22 protein-coding genes are annotated in these 18,272 nt (G+C 49.0%); 17 read left to right on the top strand and 5 right to left on the bottom strand.

Annotated elements, in window-relative coordinates; genetic code table 11:
* Positions 1 to 13: 13 nt before the first annotated feature.
* The 4 genes from FGB90_RS16900 (at position 14) to FGB90_RS16885 (ending at position 2,860) form a co-directional block, all read left to right on the top strand.
* The gene (locus FGB90_RS16900; protein ID WP_138812047.1) at positions 14 to 955 is read left to right on the top strand and encodes a phosphotransferase family protein; all 942 of its coding nucleotides are present in this window, start codon (positions 14 to 16) and stop codon (positions 953 to 955) included.
* Between the two features lie 70 nt (positions 956 to 1,025).
* Positions 1,026 to 2,003, top strand: coding sequence for a S66 family peptidase (locus FGB90_RS16895; protein WP_138812165.1), 978 nt, complete (start codon positions 1,026 to 1,028; stop codon positions 2,001 to 2,003).
* An 83-nt stretch (positions 2,004 to 2,086) separates the two neighbouring features.
* A complete protein-coding gene (locus tag FGB90_RS16890) occupies positions 2,087 to 2,512 on the top strand; it encodes an SRPBCC family protein (RefSeq protein ID WP_138812046.1) in 426 nt (141 codons plus the stop codon).
* Positions 2,513 to 2,860 (top strand): ArsR/SmtB family transcription factor, encoded by a 348-nt coding sequence (locus tag FGB90_RS16885; protein ID WP_138812045.1) that lies wholly within the window; start codon positions 2,513 to 2,515, stop codon positions 2,858 to 2,860. It begins immediately after the preceding gene.
* Between the two features lie 358 nt (positions 2,861 to 3,218).
* Here FGB90_RS16885 and modB read toward each other — a convergent pair whose 3' ends face one another.
* Together modB and modA are read right to left on the bottom strand one after the other, a co-directional pair.
* Positions 3,219 to 3,881 carry a molybdate ABC transporter permease subunit gene (gene modB, locus FGB90_RS16880; RefSeq protein WP_138812044.1) on the bottom strand — a complete coding sequence of 221 codons (663 nt, stop codon included), beginning with the start codon at positions 3,879 to 3,881 and terminating at the stop codon, positions 3,219 to 3,221.
* Positions 3,882 to 3,884: 3 nt separating this feature from the next.
* Positions 3,885 to 4,649 (bottom strand): molybdate ABC transporter substrate-binding protein, encoded by a 765-nt coding sequence (gene modA / locus FGB90_RS16875; RefSeq protein ID WP_138812043.1) that lies wholly within the window; start codon positions 4,647 to 4,649, stop codon positions 3,885 to 3,887.
* Positions 4,650 to 4,763: 114 nt separating this feature from the next.
* Here modA and FGB90_RS16870 point away from each other — a divergent pair, with 114 nt between their 5' ends.
* From FGB90_RS16870 to FGB90_RS16855, 4 genes are all read left to right on the top strand, one after another.
* Positions 4,764 to 4,946, top strand: a complete 183-nt coding sequence (locus FGB90_RS16870; protein WP_138812042.1) for a CsbD family protein — start codon at positions 4,764 to 4,766, stop codon at positions 4,944 to 4,946.
* A gap of 112 nt (positions 4,947 to 5,058) precedes the next feature.
* Positions 5,059 to 5,337, top strand: coding sequence for a hypothetical protein (locus FGB90_RS16865; RefSeq protein WP_138812041.1), 279 nt, complete (start codon positions 5,059 to 5,061; stop codon positions 5,335 to 5,337).
* Between the two features lie 25 nt (positions 5,338 to 5,362).
* Complete coding sequence (locus FGB90_RS16860; RefSeq protein ID WP_138812040.1) at positions 5,363 to 5,680, top strand: hypothetical protein; 318 nt, start codon at positions 5,363 to 5,365, stop codon at positions 5,678 to 5,680.
* A 23-nt stretch (positions 5,681 to 5,703) separates the two neighbouring features.
* Positions 5,704 to 6,468 (top strand): Nif3-like dinuclear metal center hexameric protein, encoded by a 765-nt coding sequence (locus tag FGB90_RS16855; protein WP_246056246.1) that lies wholly within the window; start codon positions 5,704 to 5,706, stop codon positions 6,466 to 6,468.
* A gap of 266 nt (positions 6,469 to 6,734) precedes the next feature.
* On the opposite strand, the gene FGB90_RS16850 is transcribed toward FGB90_RS16855, so the two are convergent.
* Entirely contained in the window at positions 6,735 to 7,244 is a 510-nt protein-coding gene (locus FGB90_RS16850) for an LURP-one-related/scramblase family protein (protein ID WP_138812038.1), read from the bottom strand.
* A 68-nt stretch (positions 7,245 to 7,312) separates the two neighbouring features.
* The gene (locus tag FGB90_RS16845; RefSeq protein WP_171051893.1) at positions 7,313 to 7,711 is read right to left on the bottom strand and encodes a C40 family peptidase; all 399 of its coding nucleotides are present in this window, start codon (positions 7,709 to 7,711) and stop codon (positions 7,313 to 7,315) included.
* 110 nt (positions 7,712 to 7,821) lie between these two features.
* On the opposite strand from FGB90_RS16845, the gene murG reads away from it, so the two are divergent.
* The 9 genes from murG to FGB90_RS16800 all read left to right on the top strand — a co-directional run bounded on the left by murG (position 7,822) and on the right by FGB90_RS16800 (position 18,012).
* The gene (gene murG / locus FGB90_RS16840; RefSeq protein ID WP_138812036.1) at positions 7,822 to 8,886 is read left to right on the top strand and encodes an undecaprenyldiphospho-muramoylpentapeptide beta-N-acetylglucosaminyltransferase; all 1,065 of its coding nucleotides are present in this window, start codon (positions 7,822 to 7,824) and stop codon (positions 8,884 to 8,886) included.
* Positions 8,887 to 9,078: 192 nt separating this feature from the next.
* A complete protein-coding gene (locus FGB90_RS16835) occupies positions 9,079 to 9,465 on the top strand; it encodes a GntR family transcriptional regulator (protein WP_138812035.1) in 387 nt (128 codons plus the stop codon).
* On the top strand, positions 9,462 to 10,361 hold the full coding sequence (locus FGB90_RS16830; protein WP_138812034.1) for an ATP-binding cassette domain-containing protein: 900 nt from the start codon (positions 9,462 to 9,464) through the stop codon (positions 10,359 to 10,361). The genes FGB90_RS16835 and FGB90_RS16830 overlap by 4 nt, the downstream gene beginning before the upstream one ends.
* The gene (locus FGB90_RS16825; protein WP_138812033.1) at positions 10,345 to 11,079 is read left to right on the top strand and encodes a hypothetical protein; all 735 of its coding nucleotides are present in this window, start codon (positions 10,345 to 10,347) and stop codon (positions 11,077 to 11,079) included. The genes FGB90_RS16830 and FGB90_RS16825 overlap by 17 nt, the downstream gene beginning before the upstream one ends.
* Complete coding sequence (locus FGB90_RS16820) at positions 11,080 to 11,787, top strand: hypothetical protein (RefSeq protein WP_138812032.1); 708 nt, start codon at positions 11,080 to 11,082, stop codon at positions 11,785 to 11,787.
* Positions 11,788 to 12,300: 513 nt separating this feature from the next.
* Positions 12,301 to 13,902 carry a ribosomal protection-like ABC-F family protein gene (gene abc-f, locus FGB90_RS16815; RefSeq protein ID WP_138812031.1) on the top strand — a complete coding sequence of 534 codons (1,602 nt, stop codon included), beginning with the start codon at positions 12,301 to 12,303 and terminating at the stop codon, positions 13,900 to 13,902.
* Between the two features lie 538 nt (positions 13,903 to 14,440).
* The gene (proC, locus tag FGB90_RS16810; protein WP_138812030.1) at positions 14,441 to 15,283 is read left to right on the top strand and encodes a pyrroline-5-carboxylate reductase; all 843 of its coding nucleotides are present in this window, start codon (positions 14,441 to 14,443) and stop codon (positions 15,281 to 15,283) included.
* A 226-nt stretch (positions 15,284 to 15,509) separates the two neighbouring features.
* Complete coding sequence (proB, locus tag FGB90_RS16805; protein WP_138812029.1) at positions 15,510 to 16,631, top strand: glutamate 5-kinase; 1,122 nt, start codon at positions 15,510 to 15,512, stop codon at positions 16,629 to 16,631.
* 118 nt (positions 16,632 to 16,749) lie between these two features.
* Positions 16,750 to 18,012 carry a glutamate-5-semialdehyde dehydrogenase gene (locus tag FGB90_RS16800; protein ID WP_281280070.1) on the top strand — a complete coding sequence of 421 codons (1,263 nt, stop codon included), beginning with the start codon at positions 16,750 to 16,752 and terminating at the stop codon, positions 18,010 to 18,012.
* On the opposite strand, the gene FGB90_RS19855 is transcribed toward FGB90_RS16800, so the two are convergent.
* On the bottom strand, positions 17,984 to 18,272 hold a 289-nt coding region (locus FGB90_RS19855; protein ID WP_210237256.1), incomplete at its 5' end, for a hypothetical protein. The two genes, FGB90_RS16800 and FGB90_RS19855, sit on opposite strands and share 29 nt — an antisense overlap.

Genomic DNA, 18,272 nt, shown 5'->3' with positions numbered 1-18,272 from the left:
GGAGGGGAAAGACATGAAACAAGGTTGGGAACGAATGAATGGGCTGGAACCGCTCAGCCTTAAAGATGCCGAAAAGACTGTTCGCATAATTAAACCCGATGCCGTTGCAGTCTGTGCCATCCCGCTGGAGACGGGACTGAGCAGCAGCAATTACAGAATTGAGCTGGATGATGGCGCAAAAGTGGTTCTGAGGCTTCCCAGGAACAGTGGACTTCTTGAAAAAGAAGAGGCAATACACGGACTGCTGGCAGCCAACACCACCGTTCCCTGGTTCAGAACTGCTGGGCAGGCAGCTCTTCTCGAATGGAAGGATGGGATCCTCTTAAGAGATGTACTGGAACAAGGCTCGGATTTAATGGATGCAGGCCGGTCGGCCGGACAGACGCTTGGAGGCCTCAGAAAGGCGGCCGCGTTTAATGAGGAGGGAGACCTTACAGCAGATCTCGAGGTGGGATTTCGTTTTTCCCTTACACCGGATTTTTTTAAAGAGACGATCGAGTACTTCTTTTCTACCGGAAAAGCGGGAAGTCATATGGAGCCTGGGCTTGCAGAAGAAGTGAAGAGGTTTGCAGAGGCAAACGGGTACCTCCTTGAAAAAGACGATACAGGCGCGGGCCTCGTGCATGGCGATTTTAATGGCCTGAACATTCTTATGGAAGGGTCGAATGTCAGTGCCGTGCTGGACTGGGAATACGCCATGTCCGGTTCCCTGTACATAGATATCGGCAACATGATTCGCTACGACACGTATCCGGGGTTTGAACTGTTTGAAAAAGGAATGATCGAGGGACTTGAAAGGACAGGCTTTCACCTGTCCGGTGACTGGAAACAACTTGCGAGAATCGCAGATCTCGTATCGCTCTGCAGCATGCTCGATCACGATACAATCGGACCGAACCGGAAAGCTGATTTGATCCGGCTGATCCGGAGAACGGTACGTGAACCGATTTATTAGTCATTCTGCTGAGGCTGGTGCATGACGAAGCAGGAGAACTCAATCAGGGAAAAAGGAGAGGATCGATATGATTTTTCCGGAAAAATTAAAACGGGGAGACGAAATCCGGGTCGTTGCACCCTCACGGAGTCTCGGGATCATCAGTGAGGACGTGAGGAAACTGGCAATTGAGAGACTCGAAGCTCTCGGTCTGAAGGTAACATTCGGCCGGCACGTGGAGGAAGAAAACCGGTTCCATTCCTCGGCTGTAGAATCCCGTCTCACCGATCTTCATGAAGCGTTCGAGGATGCTGATGTAAAAGGAATCCTCACCGTTATCGGCGGTCATAACAGTAATCAGCTCCTTCGGGATCTCGACTATGAGGTGATCCGCGCGAATCCGAAGGTGCTCTGCGGGTACTCCGATATTACGGCCCTCAGTAACGCCATACTGGCAAAAACCGGTCTGGTTACCTACTCCGGGCCTCATTTTTCCTCCTTTGGCATGAAAAAAGGGCTCGATTACACCCTCGATTACTTTGAAAGGTGTCTGATGAAGAATGATGCATTTAAAGTGGAGGCTTCTGAAAGCTGGAGTGACGATCCCTGGTATATGGATCAGGAGAACCGGAATTTTGTTCCGAATGAAGGGTACCACGTAATCTCAAAAGGCAAGGCTGAAGGCCGGATCATTGGAGGGAACCTTTGCACACTGAACCTGCTCCAGGGAACCGGATTCATGCCGGATCTGAAGGGGGCAGTTCTTTTTCTGGAAGACGATTTCCTTGTTGATGCCGGAACATTTGACCGTGATCTTCAGTCGCTTCTCCATCTTCCTGAAGCAGAAGGGATCCGTGGAATTGTAATCGGCCGCTTTCAGAAGAAATCAGAAATGACGCCGGTGGATGTGGCAGCGGTAATCGGCTCCAAACCGGAGCTGGACGATATACCGGTTATTTATGGAGCGGATTTTGGCCATACAACCCCGCACCTCACCTTCCCGGTGGGCGGGACAGTCCGCTTTAAGGCCATTGGGGAGGCGGTTAGTCTGGAAATTATGGAACACTAGTTGACGTGTAACCATCAGGTTTCGTATAATCGGCGTATGTTACGAAACCATTTGGTTACATTTTAACTGAGGAGTGTTGCAAATTGAGTCATGTACCTGAAATTAGAAAGGAAACCGTTTTTAATGCGCCGATCGATCGTGTCTGGTCGGCTGTAGCTACAGCAGAGGGAATTGCCTCCTGGTTTATGGATAACGATTTCCGTGCCGAAAAAGATGCCTCGTTTACAATTCAGTCCCCATTCGGCCCTGTGCCGTGCCGGGTGGCCGTGCTTGAGCCTCCTCGGGAATTGACATTTACTTGGGGCGATAACGGCTGGGTAGTGTCGTTCCTTCTGGAGGAAAAAGGTGAAAAAACAGCATTTACACTCGTTCACAGTGGATGGGGAGATGCTGATGAAATCGTTCCGGGACCAGGACCTGATCAGACGCAAGCGGAGATCCGTGAACGGATGAACAACGGGTGGGACAAAATCGTACTTGAAGACCTTCGAAATGTGGTAGAAAAGTAAATGGCAGCTGAGAGGAAGCATGATGTTTTTCAGGCTGTAGCAGATCCTACCCGCCGGGAAATTGTGCAGATGCTGGCAAATGAGGACATGGCGGTGACCAGGATCAGCAGCCGGTTTGCCATGAGCCGTCCGGCAATTTCAAAGCACCTCAAAGTGCTGGCTGAAGCAGAACTGGTTTCTGTGAGAAAAGCCGGAAGGGAAAAACGGTACCGGCTGGAGCCTGAAGCCCTGAATGAGCTTCGCGAGTGGCTCGCCTGGTTCGACCGATTCTGGGATAACAAACTCGAAAAGCTGCGCCATGAAGTTGAAGACAGGCCCGGGCATATCCGTGCTGTGGAAGAAGAGTAGAAACTTCAGAGGTGTGGGGAAAGAAAAGAGGCTGGGACAGAAGAAAAGTGTTTAGGTGATAATCCGAACAAAAAGCTGGCAAGCGGATGAAATATTCGCCGACTCCTGCGGGAGGAAAAGCGCAGGTGAGACCCCGCAGTGCGAAGCACGCGGAGGCTCAGCCGCTTCCCGCGGAAAGCGGCGAATATTTCAGGAGCGATTTACCTGCAGCGCATAGTGATTGTTCGGATTTTCATCTATATAAACACTTCTGTCCCAGCCTGTTCTGTCCCGGATGCACAACTTATCAACCTTAAATCACTGAATATCCACGAAACGGCACAATTCCGCACGCCCACAGCCCAACCAGCGCTATGTACTACCGCACACGTCCGGCACTCCGGGAGATAATAAACAGGAAACCCACAGTAATAATACTTAAAACAATAACCATCATATGAGCATCATCCATCCGGTTCGCCTGTACGGCGTCATAAATGGCAATGGAGAGAGTCTGTGTCTGTCCGGGAATGTTGCCGGCGACCATAAGTGTAGCACCGAATTCCCCCATGGCTCTCGCAAAACCTAAGACTACCCCTGCCACTATTCCCGGGATTGAAAGGGGAAGGATGATCCTGATTAGAAGCTGCCATTGATTGGCACCGTCCAGCTGAGCGGCTTCAAGGCTTTGACGGCTGATGGATTCAAACGCTGCCTGCACAGGCCGAACTACCAGCGGCAGTGCCGCAATCGCGGCGGCAATGACGGCCGCCTGCCATGTGAAGACGATCGGGGAACCGGTAATTGCTTCATACCACTGACCGAGAGGGCTTCTCCGCCCGAGTCCCACGAGCAGGTAATAACCGAGGACTGTGGGAGGAAGGACGAGAGGGAGCATGGTCAAAAGGCTGAGGCCCTCGGTCCAGATATTTTTCTTCATTGTAAAAAGCCACGCAAGGAGTACACCGGCAAAAAACGCAATCATTGTTGCAATAGCGGCGACTTTCAGTGAAAGGAGCAGTGGAACCCACAAAGTATCCATCGATCAGTCCTCCGGAAACAGAAACCCGTGATCCCTGAGAATCTGCTGTCCTGTTCCGGTGGTGAGAAAGTCGGAAAATGCTTCAGCACCGCTTCGGTTTTCTGCCTGCTCGGTTATACCGAGAGCCATCACAATAGGATTGTGATCTGTAAGAGGAATTTCCTGAAACTCCAGTGAACTGTTTTCTTCCATTAATGCCAGTGATACAACCCCCACATCGGCATTACCGGTTTCCACGTGCTGATAGGACTGGCGGATATTATCGCCATAAATCACTTTATCCTCAACTTCATCCCAAATCCCCCATGTTTCCATCGCTTCCTTGGCAGCTTTCCCGTATGGCGCGTGTTCCGGGTTGGCAATGGCAATACGGTTCACGTGATCTTCTGTCAGCGTTTCAGCCGATACAGGGGTCCCCATAACGTCCTCCTCAAATACAAGGCCGATAACACCGTATGCGAAGGGGAAAAAGGAATCTTCATCAATGTGGCCTGATCTGGTCAGGTCGTAAACGTAATCTTCGCCTGCAGCAGCGAACAGATCATAGGGAGCCCCTTCCTCAATCTGCCTGCTGATCTGTCCGGTTGAACTGAAGGTGAAGATCACTTCTATACCCGTTTCTTCTTCAAATTCCTTTCCTATATCGGTAAAAGCATGATACATGCTGGCAGCAGCTGCTGCATGAACGGTGCTGTTTTCTTCAGCCGCCTCATTTGCACAGCCGCCGACAAGCAGCATAGTGCCTGCTGGCAGGAACCATCTTCTCATTGCAGTACGCCCTTTCTTTCTTGTTGGTTATATACCAGTTTACCAGAGATCGAACGTTTTACCATTGCTCAAAACGGTAATGAGATATGTAACGATAAGAAGGAGGCTGATCTCATGGCTGATAACAAAGAAAGTGTATCCGACAAGGTAAAAAGCGCTGTCAGCAAAACAAAAGGAGAATTCAAGGATCAGGCAGGAAATGCCTCAGATGACCGGAACCTCCAGAAAGAAGGAAAGAAGGATAAAGTAAAAGGCGAGTTCCAGGAAGCTTCAGGGAAAGTAAAAGAAGACCGCTAAATTATGCCCCGGCTGTTCACGAGAGTGAGGCCGGGGATTTTTCATGCTCACAACAGAAGACATTTGTGGTACTCTGAATTCATATAATTCTGACTAAAAAGGAGCTGGCATTATGAGAGGAAGCGGGATACCGGCAGCTGTCTGTCTATTTTCAGCAGCTGCAGTCTGGGTTGTAACATTTACCGCTCCTGCGGTCACTCTGCCTTTTACAGCTGTACCACTCTGGATCGTGAATCTGATCCTCACTCCGGCGGGATTGATTTTTTCCGGTATTACACTGAACCGGAACGTGAAGCAGGGACTTCCGCTCATGATCGGCAACCTTGTTCTTTTTCCGGGGATTATGATTTTTATCCTGTCTCTCATTGAGGCATTAAACAGCAGTTTCTGACCAATATGAATAAGGGGGCGTTTCCGTGAATAAGTGGGGAACGGTTGTGTTTGCAGTCATTCTCTCTGCAGCAGGAATTCTGAGTGTGTACTTTACAGCATCGTCAGGTCCGGAAGAGGCGGAAGCAGAGGAAAAGCTGATGGTTTTTTTTGAAGACGAGCACCTCCGTGAAGTTCTTCTCGGAGAAGGTGTTTATGTTGAAGACATTGTCCGTGCTGCACCGGGGTTTTACCGTGTGTACGGGGAATATGAAGTTTACCTTGTAGAGATTACAGAAACCGGATCCGGGCATACGTACACGGTCTATCATGAAGGGGAAACGGTGACTAAATTCAATGAGTAGGGAAGGGGCCGGTCAGAGTGAAAATGGAAGCGTTTTTAAGTACAGTGGGGGAGTTTTTTCCGGAAAAAGTGCTGCAGGAATTCTCTGATGACTGGGGCGTTACGTTTAATGCGGATAAAGAGATGTATCGGATCGGTTATGCCGTTAATTTGTCCCCGGAAGTCATTGAAAAGGCCGCAAATGCAGACGTGGACCTGCTCGTTACTCATCACGACGCCTGGGACGACATCCTGTATGGAATGAAAGAAACTTGTCAAAAGCTGCTTCAAAAAAACAGCATGTCTCACTTTTACGTTCACGGCCCTCTGGATTTCAGCTGGTTCGGCACAGCTCCGTCGCTTGCGGTAAAGGTCGGAGCCGAAGTGATCACCCACTCGGGCTGGGAAACGCAGGAAACACCGGCTGTTGCCGGGCTGCCTCAGCCCCTCAGCCTGAAAAGCCTCTCGGACAGGATACAGTCAGTCCTCGGTGAACCCGTCCGGGTGTGGAAAAACAATGATAAAAAAATCGAGCGAATCGGCATTCTTACAGGAGCGGGAAATCTCACCGGTCACTTGAAGTATGCCAACGATCAGAACTGTGACACCTACATAACCGGAGAGGCAACCCTCTACTCGATTCAGTATGCCGAGTTTCTCGGTCTTAATATGATTGTCGGCAGTCACACATATACGGAGCTGTTCGGAGTGGAGACTTTTGCAAAGAAGGTGGCGTGGGTTCATCCCGAAACAGAGGTTGTACATATCGAAGAACAGCATCTGGAAGCAGGCGGGATGGCTGGATGCTGATCTGTAATACCGCTCTGCCCGGGGAAACAGACTTACTAACAGAAGTGTTTTTACAGAAGAACAATCACTATGCGGTGCAGGTAAATCGCTCCTGAAATATACGCCGCTTTCCGCGGGAAGCGGCTGAGCCTCCGCGTGCTTCGCTACTTAAGGGGTCTCACCTGCGCTTTTCCTCCCGCAGGAGTCGGCGAATATTACATCCGCTTGTCAGCTTTTTGTTCGGATTCTCATCTAAAAACTTTCCTTATGTCCAGCCTCTTCCTGCGTCAGTTATTCTGACGCCTTCTTTTTCGTTTGTTCAGCATGTGCACGCCCATCACTACTGCAATAAGCTCTTCATCTGTCAGTACATCCGAATGGTTGATCAGTTCAAAGGAGCCCGACTGGAAAAAGGCGCTTGTCCGGTGAAAGTCCCCGTGCATATAACCATCCTCACCCGCTATCGTATACTGATGGGAAAAAGGTTCTCCCTCGATCCGGTACGTGCCGCGGCTTCCGGCCCGGTATTCAAACTTTCTGCTGAAAAGAGTGAAATTCTGCTTCAGTACACCTGTTTCCTCTCCCCGATCGCCCGTGATTTTCCACTGGTTCAGGAGAAAAGCGAGGCTTCCCTGCATAAGCATCTCGCCGTTACGTGACAGAATATCCACATTGGAATTAAATGCACTCTGCAGGTCCAGACTTCCTGTCTCTTCTCCGGCTTCGTTATAAATGGGTGTTTTTCCGGCGGAGAAGAAGTTATCCGAAAAGAAGACCCGGTTTGATTTAGTAGTCATAAGAAATGCCTCCCTGAAAATGAACTGCTGTCTTTTTTACGAAAGAAATGACGGGAGGTTTCATACAATTACTGTTGGCGGGGGCGCCCTGCGGCAAGGGCGGTCTTTTTCCAGCGTCCTTTCATTTTGGATACGGTGACTTTATTATGGGGGCGGTACGTATGAAGGATACGGCCTTTTCCTATATACAGGGCAACATGTCCAATTTTTGAGATGCCTTCACGTTTCCTGCGTCGACGGGTAGTGAAAAACAGGAGGTCCCCGGGCTGAAGGTCATCAATGGCAACGGGTGTGCAGGCAAGGTACTGCTGGCGGGAGGTACGCGGGAGGGCGACCCCATGCTCGCTGTGAATATGCTGGATAAACGAGCTGCAGTCGAAGTTTTTCGTCTGAAGCGGCCGGGCATTAAATTTATAAGGCTTCCCAAGCTGGCTCAGCCCGGTGCGGATCAGGCTTTCGGGATTCACAGAGGTCACCTCCTCTCTTTTTCTATCATTTTATTAGGAAATTAGAAGAATGACTGGACACTTCCAATCCGCTATAATGGAAAAAGACTGCACAATCTTCAGGAGGACTTATGAGTAAAAAAACTATCGTATTCACGGGCGGCGGAACGGCCGGACACGTGACGCCCAATATTGCTGTTATCGATGAAATGGACCGGAGTAAATGGGACATTCAATACATTGGTTCAAAAAAGGGAATTGAAAAAGAGCTGATCGAGAAGATCGGTGTTCCCTATCACGGCATCAGAAGCGGAAAGCTGAGACGCTACATTGATTTCGAAAACCTGGTCGATATGTTCCGGGTTGTGAAAGGCTGTCACGAAGCGCGCAGGGTTCTAAAGCGTCTGAAGCCCGATCTTGTGTTTTCAAAAGGCGGATTTGTTTCCGTCCCGGTTATTATCGCGGCTAAATCACTGCGTATCCCCATCTTTATCCATGAAAGCGACATGACTCCGGGTCTTGCAAACAAAATCTCACAGCGTTTTTCCACGAAGATCTTTACATCTTTCGAGGAAACAAAAAAGTATTTCCCTGCATCCAAAACGACCGTGATCGGGTCGCCGATCCGAAAAGGCATTCTTACCGGATCAGCAGGGGATGGAAGGCAGTTTCTCGGTTTCCATGAGCAAAAACCCGTCCTCACGATCATGGGTGGAAGCCTTGGAGCGAAGCGGATCAACGAAACCGTACGTGAAAACCTTGATGAACTTACAAAAACCTACCAGATTGTTCATCTCTGCGGAAAAAACAATCTCGATGAGGAGCTTGAAGGGCGGGAGGGGTACCGTCAGTTCGAGTATGTCAATGAGGAACTGGCCGATATTCTCGCTGCCACAAACCTCGTCATTACCCGTGGCGGTTCGAATGCGATCTTTGAATTTCTTGCGTTGCAGATCCCGATGATTATCATTCCGCTTACACGGAAGCAGAGCCGCGGCGACCAGATTATGAACGCCCAGTCCTTTGAGGATAAAGGCTTTGCCATCAAGCTGGAGGAAGAGGACCTCACAAAGGATTCCCTTGCCAAAGCGCTTGATCAGGTAAACGAAAAACGTACGATGTATGTAGAAACGATGAAAGCTTCAGGCCAGGGAAGCGCACTGGATGTAATCGTCCGGGAAATTGAAAATGTGTAAGGATTGAATAGAGGAAGACCGCTCCCACAGCTTTGGGGGCGGTTTTTTTGCTGCCTTTTTCAAATGGTTATTTGAGGGGGATACGAAAACTAATAAACCTGCACAGCCGGATTTACAATTGCATAAACTGGAAAAACAGAGTATACTACATTACATCACTAATGCACTATGTCAGATAGGGGGTGTTCGCTTTTGAATCTTAATACCGACGGGGCCAAGCCGATTTACATACAAATCTCGGAGTGGCTGGAAACCGAAATTTTAAACGGAAACTTCGGCTACGATGAGAAGGTTTTTTCGCAGTATCAGCTCGCGGAAATGTTCAATATCAATCCGGCTACGGCAGCAAAAGGACTGACGAAGCTGGTGGAAGAGGAAATACTCTACAAAAAACGGGGACTCGGTATGTTTGTAGCAGGCGGCGCCAGGGAGGCGATCCTCGAAAAAAGGAAGGATCAGACGTTGAGACGGCTCGTGGAGGAAATTGTGGCAGAGGCGAAGCACCTGAATATAAGCGAAGAGGAAGTCATCCGCATGATCAGGGAAGTCAATCAGAAGGGGGAGGGTGAGGAAAAATGACCACAGCTGTTCAATGCAGGGAGATTACGAAGACATATAAAAACAAGCGGGCTCTCAACGAGCTTTCGTGCACGATTGAGAAGAACAAAATCACAGGGATCATTGGTAGAAACGGAGCAGGAAAAACAACACTTCTGAATATGATTGCCGGGCACAGGCGAGTGACTGACGGGGAAATACAGGTATTTGGGGCGAATCCTTTTAACTCCCTGACGGTTTCGGCCAATATCGTTTTTATCAATGATACTATGAATCTTCCAAACGGCCTTACATGCTTGGAAATTCTTGAGGAGGGACAGAATTTTTACCGGAACTGGGATCATGAACTGGCAGGCAGGCTGTTTGAGTATTTCGGCTTCACCAGGCATGACATTCATGAGCGGCTGTCCAAAGGGAAAAGAAGTATGTTTAACGCGATTTTTGGCCTCGCCTCGCGCTCCCCGCTCACGATTTTCGATGAGCCGACTACAGGAATGGATGAAGCTGTCCGTAAGGATTTTTACCGGGCACTGTTAAAGGATTATATTGCTCACCCGAGGACGGTTCTTCTATCCAGCCATCATCTGAGCGAAATTGAGGATCTGCTTGAAGATGTGCTGCTCATTAAAAACGGCCGGGAACACCTGCATATGCCGGTTTCTGATCTGAAAGAATACGCTGTTTCTATACAGGGCAGCGAGCGTGCGGTTACGAACTGGCTGGGCGGAAAGAACATCATTGCAAGAAGAAGTGGGCCTGCAGGCCGGCTATACGCCGTCGTGGAAAATACGATTCACGACACACATATAAAAGAGGCCAGGGAAAAACAGCTCGATCTTTCTCCTGTTTCCGCAAGTGATGTGTGCGTCTATCTCACCGATGAACGGAAAGGGGGAATCGATGATGTCTTTGAATGAAATCAGCACCGGTGATGTAATTAAAAAGCAGATCATATATAAGATGCGCACTTATAAAGGAGCATTTACAACTCTAATGTTTGTTCAGCTGCTCGGTATTCTTTTTTCCCTCGGTGGTACAGGTTCATTTTCAATGGGAGGAATTTACACAGTTGCCGGTACTCAGTATTCTTCAATGACTGTCATTATTTTTACAGGTATCTGGGCATTTGTTACAGCTGTTCTGCTTACAACAAAAGAGGATCGAAAACATGACTTTGTGTTTGTAACAAACCGGCTGACAAGTAACGTGTCCAATGCTGTTTTTCTCGGTATTATCAGCGTGATCAGCGGTATAACCGCCATACTGTCTGGATTTCTGCTTGCCGTCATTCTGATATTGATTAACAGTGAAATCATATTACACCTTGGCGGAGGCATGTATGGAGTCAGCACGGCTGCAGCAGGGATCTTTTCTACAAGTTTATATATTCTGATGGCCGCTGCTCTCGGTTATCTGGCGGGAAGTGCCGTTCAGCTCCATCCTGTAATGAAGGTTGTTATTCCGGCTGCATTTTTCGGTTTTCTTTTCAGCGGATGGGTGGTCGAAGCCGGACCGTTATTTGCAATGGTTTTTCTGGAAGAATCCATTTGGCTTTTTTTAGTAAAAATGCTTGGCCTGGCAGCTCTATGCTTTGGTCTGTCAGCCTGGATGACCGATCGCCTGGAGGTGATGTAAGTGGGAGCGACAAACTTAATTATCGTTCTCGGTCTGATCATTTTAGCCGGGGTTTTCCTTATGATCGGAAAGAGTCAGACTTTTGGCGTCAGGCCGGGCATGCGCCGTGTACGCAACTTTGTCCTTGCAGGCTATGGAGCAGTGCTTGCGGCCAGTGTCCTGATCGTATTCCTCTTTCATTCCGGCGGTGAGTTCCATCCGGATGATTATTATGAGGCGGAAAATGAAGCTCTGCTGGATCGTGTTTCAGCAGGAAACCTGAATCAGATTGACGAAAAATTCCTGAGAGGACATTATACGTTTACTTATGTGGGAAACGAGCTTGATCTGGAGATGCTGATGAACAGCCACGGCAATGTGTCGCTGGTTACTGAACCGGCTGACGGCAATAACATCGAACTGTACCACTTTTCTGGATCATCGCACATCAACGGGTACGACATTACAGACAGGTTTGAACCATTCAGGGCAGGGCTGAATGAGCTGGAGGAGCAGCTGTGGGTCTCCATCCCGGAGGATGACCGTATCAGTGTAAGTATTTTTGAAGCGGTTTTCCCTGCACGGCAGTTTGCCGATGGGGGAGTCTCTGCCACTTTTTACAGTGATTATAAACAGGGTCCTCATATTATTTATCTTAAGATTCCTGAAAACATCAGCTTCAGTTACGAGACTTATGATTTTTTCGACGTTACTGAAGTGGAAGGATGATAATGGGACGGGTGGCTGGGACAGAAGTATTTTTACAGACGAAAATCCGAACAGCCAATATGCGGTGCAGGTAAATCGCTACTGAAATATTCGCCGCTTTCCGCGGGAAGCGGCTGAGCCTCCGCGTGCTTCGCACTGCGGGGTCTCACCTGCGCTTTTCCTCCCGCAGGAGTCGGCGAATATTTCATCCGCTTATCAGCTTTTTGTTCGGATTCTAATCTAAACACTTTCCTTATGTCCCAGACTCTTTTTTTATTGCACCATTGTTTGTTCAGATATATGATAATAGTAACCTGAGAAAGGAAGGTACCTGAGGCGATGGATAACTAATTCTGTTTATACGGATCTAAATGAATGAAACAAACATTTAGTCTGGAGACAGGATTCGTCTGCGCTTTTTCAGGTAAACTTCAACTCGGATATAGAGAAACGGCAGTCTGCAGTACTGCTGTGTCTTTTTGCCGTACCTGAACACGTACACGACTCCTCTCCGGATTTCGGGGAGGTTTTTTAATGCTTTTAATGAAGATCAGTGATCTTGAAAAACAATACGGGGACCGTACGGTGGTAAAAACCGGCGACCTCGCAGTATATGAAAATGACCGGATCGGCATTGTCGGAAGAAACGGGGAAGGAAAATCGACACTATTGAAAATGCTTGTGGGTGAGCTTGAACCTGATGGTGGAACCGTGTCTCTTGATGGTGAGGCGGCATACATTCCCCAGCTGGAGAGGATGGATGACCTGTCGACCCCTGAACTCGGAAGCAAATGGCACGTGCCTGACCGGGTTAATCTGAGCGGGGGAGAGGCGACCAGAAAAAAGATTGCCGAAGCACTTGCACAGGAAGCAAAGCTTATTGCTGCTGATGAGCCGGGGAGTCATCTTGATATTAAAGGAATGGAAAAGCTGGAGGAGGAACTGCTTGCGTTCCGGGGAGCAGTACTTCTTATCGCTCACGACAGGGAAATGCTTGACCGGATCTGCACGCAGATCTGGGAAGTGGAAGATGGCCGGGTGAACGTGTACGAAGGCAATTACACTGAGTATGTGAGTCTGAAGGAACAGCAGGTCGAGCGGCAGTGGTTTGAATACAACGAGTACGAAAAGGAAAAAAAACGGCTTGAAGAGGCTAAAACGGAGAGGTCACAGAAGTCCGCCTCGATCAGAAAAGCCCCGCGCAGGATGGGGAACTCGGAAGCAAGGCTGCACAAACGGAGCAGCGGAAAACAGAAGGCGAAGCTCGATAAAGGGGCAAAGGCTATTCAGAGCAGGATTGATCAGCTTGAAGTAAAGGAAAAGCCCCGGAATGCCCGGAAGGTGACTTTCGATCTTCAGCGCTTCCCGGCAATTCACAGCCGCAGCGTCATCAATTTCGACCGTACAGCCGTATCCGCCGGAGGGCGGGAGCTTTTCAATGGACTGACAGGATCCGTAAAGCCCGGAACAAAGGTAGCCATCACAGGGGCAAACGGAGCGGGGAAGTCGACGCTTCTTTATGCGATTGCCAGTGAGACCCGGGGAATCCGCATCGCCGAACCAGCGAGGATTGGGATGTTTTATCAGCAGCTCGAGGATCTTAATGAAAGAAAGAGTGTTCTGGGGAATGTGGTGGACAAAAGCCGGTACGATGAGACGTTTATCAGAATTGTTCTTGCCCGGCTTGGATTCACGCGTGAATCGGTCCAGCGGCCCGTATCGGTGCTTAGCGGTGGGGAGAAGGTAAAAACATCACTGGCCAGGGTGTTTCTCGGTGATTATAATCTCCTGCTTCTCGATGAGCCGACCAATTTTCTCGACCTTATGTCCCGGGAGGCTCTGGGGGATGTACTCTGTGCCTATCCGGGAACGGTTCTCTTTGTATCTCACGATCGCTTTCTTATACGCCAGGTTGCGGATGAAATCCTGGAGATCAGCAACGAACAGGCAGTCCTGCGTGGTGTTAATGAAGGAACGCAAACCCTTAAGGAGGAAGAGGAGCGGATGGATGCCCTCACGCTCGACCTGAAGCTGTCGGAGATCTCAGGCAGACTGACAGAGGTCCGGGATGATAAGGAAAAAGAAAAGCTCGAGAAAGAGTATAGTGAGCTGATTGAAATGAAAAAGAGGATGTAGAGGCTGGCGCCCCCTTGTTGGGGCGTCTGTTTTTTGTTTGATGGGGGGTTTGAGGCTTTTTGGCGGGAATATCACATTCAGCTTTAAGTGGAAGTGGATTTAGTGGTTAGTAAATTTATTCAGCTTTTAGCACGAGTGATTTAGTGGTTAGTTTTTTTATTCAGTTTTTAGCACGAGTGATTTAGTGGTTAAATTTCTTATTCAGCTATTATCTCTCATTACCCTAAGATACAGCCGATGCCCGGGCACTTCCGAATAAGGACTAAAGATTAGGGAAAAGTCCCGCAATTTTGACTTTGGCTTGCCTGCTTACAGCCGCCTCAACCAGCGTCTCGTGCTCTCTCATGCTCTTAAACGGCAAATATTGCGATTAGGGGAAGCTGCCGGAGGAATGTTTGCGCTTTCATTCACTATTTCCCCGTTATCCTCACTACCTTCACTGTACCCCTTGAACTGATTTTTCATAGTGTTACGATTAATATCGTTGTGAAAACGAACGTGAAAACACATTATCTCAAAAGAGGAGCGCGATACAGATATGAATAAAGACATGCGTGTTGCATTTATCGGAGCAGGAAATATGGCGGAAGCAATGATCTCTGGAATTGTAAAAACGAAAACACTTGAACCACAGCAGGTGCTGGTAACGAACCACAGCAATGAAGACCGTCTGCTTGAACTTCATAACCGTTACGGTGTTCAGGGAATTGTCCGCGATAAGCTGCCTATTGCAACAGCTGATGTCATCATTCTCGCGATGAAGCCCAAAGATGCGGAACAGTCTCTTCTGTCCATAAAGGATCAGATTAAGCCAAACCAGGTGGTCATGAGTGTTCTTGCCGGAATCAGCACGTCCTTTATGGAGGAGCACCTCAATGAAGGCCAGCAGGTCATCCGCGTTATGCCGAATACGTCCAGTATGCTGCAGGAATCAGCAACAGCCATTTCACCGGGCGGCCACTGCACGATGAACAATGTGGTAATGGCAAAAGAGCTGCTTCGTGCAATCGGTGAAGTGTACGTGATTGAAGAGGAACAGATGGACCTTTTCACAGGCATCGCCGGAAGCGGACCGGCTTACTACTATTATCTGATGGAGCATATTGAAAAAACAGCCCGTGAAAACGGGATGGATCCGGCGCAGGCACGTGAGATCGGCGCACAGACGATTCTCGGTGCAGCAAAAATGATGCTTGAACGGGAAGAAACGCCGGCCCAGCTCCGTAAAAACATTACGTCCAAAAACGGTACGACCGCTTCCGGTCTTGACGCCCTCGCAGAAAACGGCGGCGGAAGAGCCATCAAAGCAGCCGTCGAAGGCGCCATGAACCGCTCAAAGGAAATCAGCGAACAGCTCGAAAAAGCACCAGTAGAACAATAACACTTCGATGCTGAGTAGAGCGCACAGGAGCAGAAATCAGCAAACAACTGAAAAAAAGGATTAAGTGGAGGGCGGCGATTCCGACGGGAAAAGCATCGACTGAAGACCCCGCAGGGTGATCTTCACGAGGAGGCTGAAGTGATGCCCGTGGAAAGCGCCGGCCTGTAACGATATAGATATAAAAGATAATTGTGAAACCAACACAAAACAAAGGAGTTTTCATAGAATGTCGTCTACTAAAAGAGTTGTGATCAAGATTGGAAGCAGCTCACTCACAAGCCAGTCCGGGGATATCAGCAGAAGAAAACTGGAAAAACTCACAGATCAGGTTGCCGAACTGAAGGATCAGGGCCACGAAGTGCTCCTCGTCTCCTCCGGTGCAGTGGCAGCAGGCTACCGCACTCTCGGCTTCGTCAACCGCCCGGATACGCTTCCTGAAAAGCAGGCAGCCGCCTCCGTTGGTCAGGGCCGTCTGATTGAGACGTACTCCGAACTGCTCTCTTCCCACGGATACGCCGCTTCCCAGATCCTGATTACACGAGGCGACTTCTCTGACGAGAAACGCTATAACAATGTCCGAAACACGATTAATGTTGTCCTTGAGCGGGGTATCGTGCCGATTGTCAACGAAAACGACACGATTACAACGGATCGCCTCCGTTTCGGCGATAATGACACACTTTCTGCCAAAGTGGCAGGTCTTGTGGACGCCGACCAGCTCATTATTCTGTCTGACATTGACGGACTGTACGACGATGATCCGCGCAAAAACGAAAACGCGGAACTGCTTCCAAAAGTAACGGAAATTACAGATGAAATCGAGGACATGGCAGGAGAACCGGGATCAAGTGTCGGTACAGGGGGCATGCGTTCCAAGATTGATGCCTTCAAAATTGCCATGGCATCGGGTATTCCTTCATTCCTCGGCCGCTCAAATATAAAATGGATCATCGTTGACGCGGTGGCTGAAACTGCACGGGGCACGTATTTCACATGTGAGGAAACCGAATGCAATCTCGATCATAAGCGCCAGTGGATTGCATTTAACTCAGGCCCGGAAGCGGAAATTACCATCGTGGACGAAGCGCGCGAGGCAATTGTTGAAGACAAAAACAACCTTCTTCCGAGCCAGGTATACCAGATCAACGGTCACTTTAAAAAAGGATCCGTTGTACGGATCAAAGATGTTCAGGGCACAGCCCTTGGTCTCGGCATGATGAACTATTCATCGGAGGATCTGACCCGCTTTCAGCTCGAAAAGTCCAGAGACCATAAAATGGACGGTGCTGTTATGAATAGTGAAGCGTTTGTCTGCGAACTTGAAGTTGCGATTCCGGTAGGGGTATAACAGGCCCGGTCAATTCGAAAAAGCGAATAGTAATCAGAAAAAAAGTAAATTTACCATTTCAACAGCAACAGGAATTAAACAGCCGGTTAAAGGCTGAAATCATACAGGGAGTGATTGGGTGACGACTACAGTCGGACCAGTAAACGTAAAAGAACAGGCACAGATGGCACAGAAAGCTTCCAAATATCTCGGCATGCTTTCAACTGAGAAGAAAAACGAAGCGCTTCATACCATTGCCGACTACCTTGACCAGAATACAGCAGCGATTCTGACTGCCAATGAACAGGACCTTCAGAACGGCCGTAAAGCAGGCTACGACGAGGCGTATATGGACCGTCTTTCACTAAGCGAGGCACGTGTAAACGAATTTGCACAGGGCCTTCGCGACGTGGCGAAACTCGAGGATCCGGCAGGTGAAATCGTATCGGACTGGACGCTTGACAATGGTCTGCAGGTGGAAACGGTTCGCGTACCGCTCGGCGTCATCGGCATGATTTATGAGGCACGCCCTAACGTAACCGTAGACGCAACAGGGCTTGCTCTTAAATCAGGTAATGCCATCGTTCTTAAAGGTGGTTCCTCTGCCATCCATTCAAACCGTACGATCGTGCGTCTTATGAAAGAGGCACTGGCAAACACAGAAGTTTCAGCTGATGCTGTACAGTTCATCGACAGCACGGACCGCGACGCGACTGAGCAGCTGTTCACCATGAAAGAACACATCGATGTGCTCATCCCCCGAGGCGGCGGCAAGCTCATCTCCGCGGTGGTGAACAACGCGACCGTACCTGTCCTTGAGACTGGTGTCGGAAACTGCCACATCTACATTGACAAAGAGGCTGATGTGGAAAAAGCGATTAATATTTTCGTCAACGCCAAGACAGACCGCCCGGCGGTTTGTAATGCAGCGGAAACGCTTATTATTCACAGTGAGTGGCTTGCTGAAAATAAGGAAGCTCTCGTAAGTGCCCTTAAAGAACATGGCATCGGCGTTTACGGCTGTGACCGTGCTGTTGGGGAGTTCCCTGGTGCGGAAAAAGCGACAGAAGACCACTGGGCAAATGAATTTCTCAGTCTTGACGTTGCAGTGAAAATTGTGGATGACGCGTCAGAAGCAGTCGAACACATCGACGCGTATGGTACCAAGCATTCCGAAGCGATCGTAACGGAAGACGCCCGGACTGCTGCACAGTTCACAGGTCTTGTAGACGCAGCAGCTATTTACCATAATGCATCAACCCGTTTTACCGACGGAAGTGCACTCGGCTTTGGTGCTGAGATCGGGATCTCCACACAAAAGCTTCATGCCCGCGGCCCAATGGGACTTCCGGCTCTTACTACAGTGAAATATGTTATGAAAGGAAGCGGCCAGGTACGTTAAACCGCTGATCATTAAGATAGCCCGGAGAGGAAACCGCTCTCCGGGCTTTTTTGTGTGAAAAAAGGATCATGCTGGGGAAATAATACGATAGAGCCGGAATCGTATTATAACGGAGAAAGAAGAGAGAGACATAATACGATAAAGCCTGAATCGTATTAAAACGCAGAGAGAAGAAAGGGAAATAATACGATAGAGCCGGAATCGTATCAAAACGCAGAAAGAAGAAAGGGAAATAATACGATAGAGCCGGAATCGTATTA

Origin of the sequence: Alteribacter natronophilus, from assembly GCF_006007885.1 — a bacterium.
Lineage (GTDB): Bacteria > Bacillota > Bacilli > Bacillales > Salisediminibacteriaceae > Alteribacter > Alteribacter natronophilus.
The sequence above is the reverse complement of the archived record's forward strand: the minus strand, read 5'-3'. Positions and strand labels throughout refer to the sequence as shown.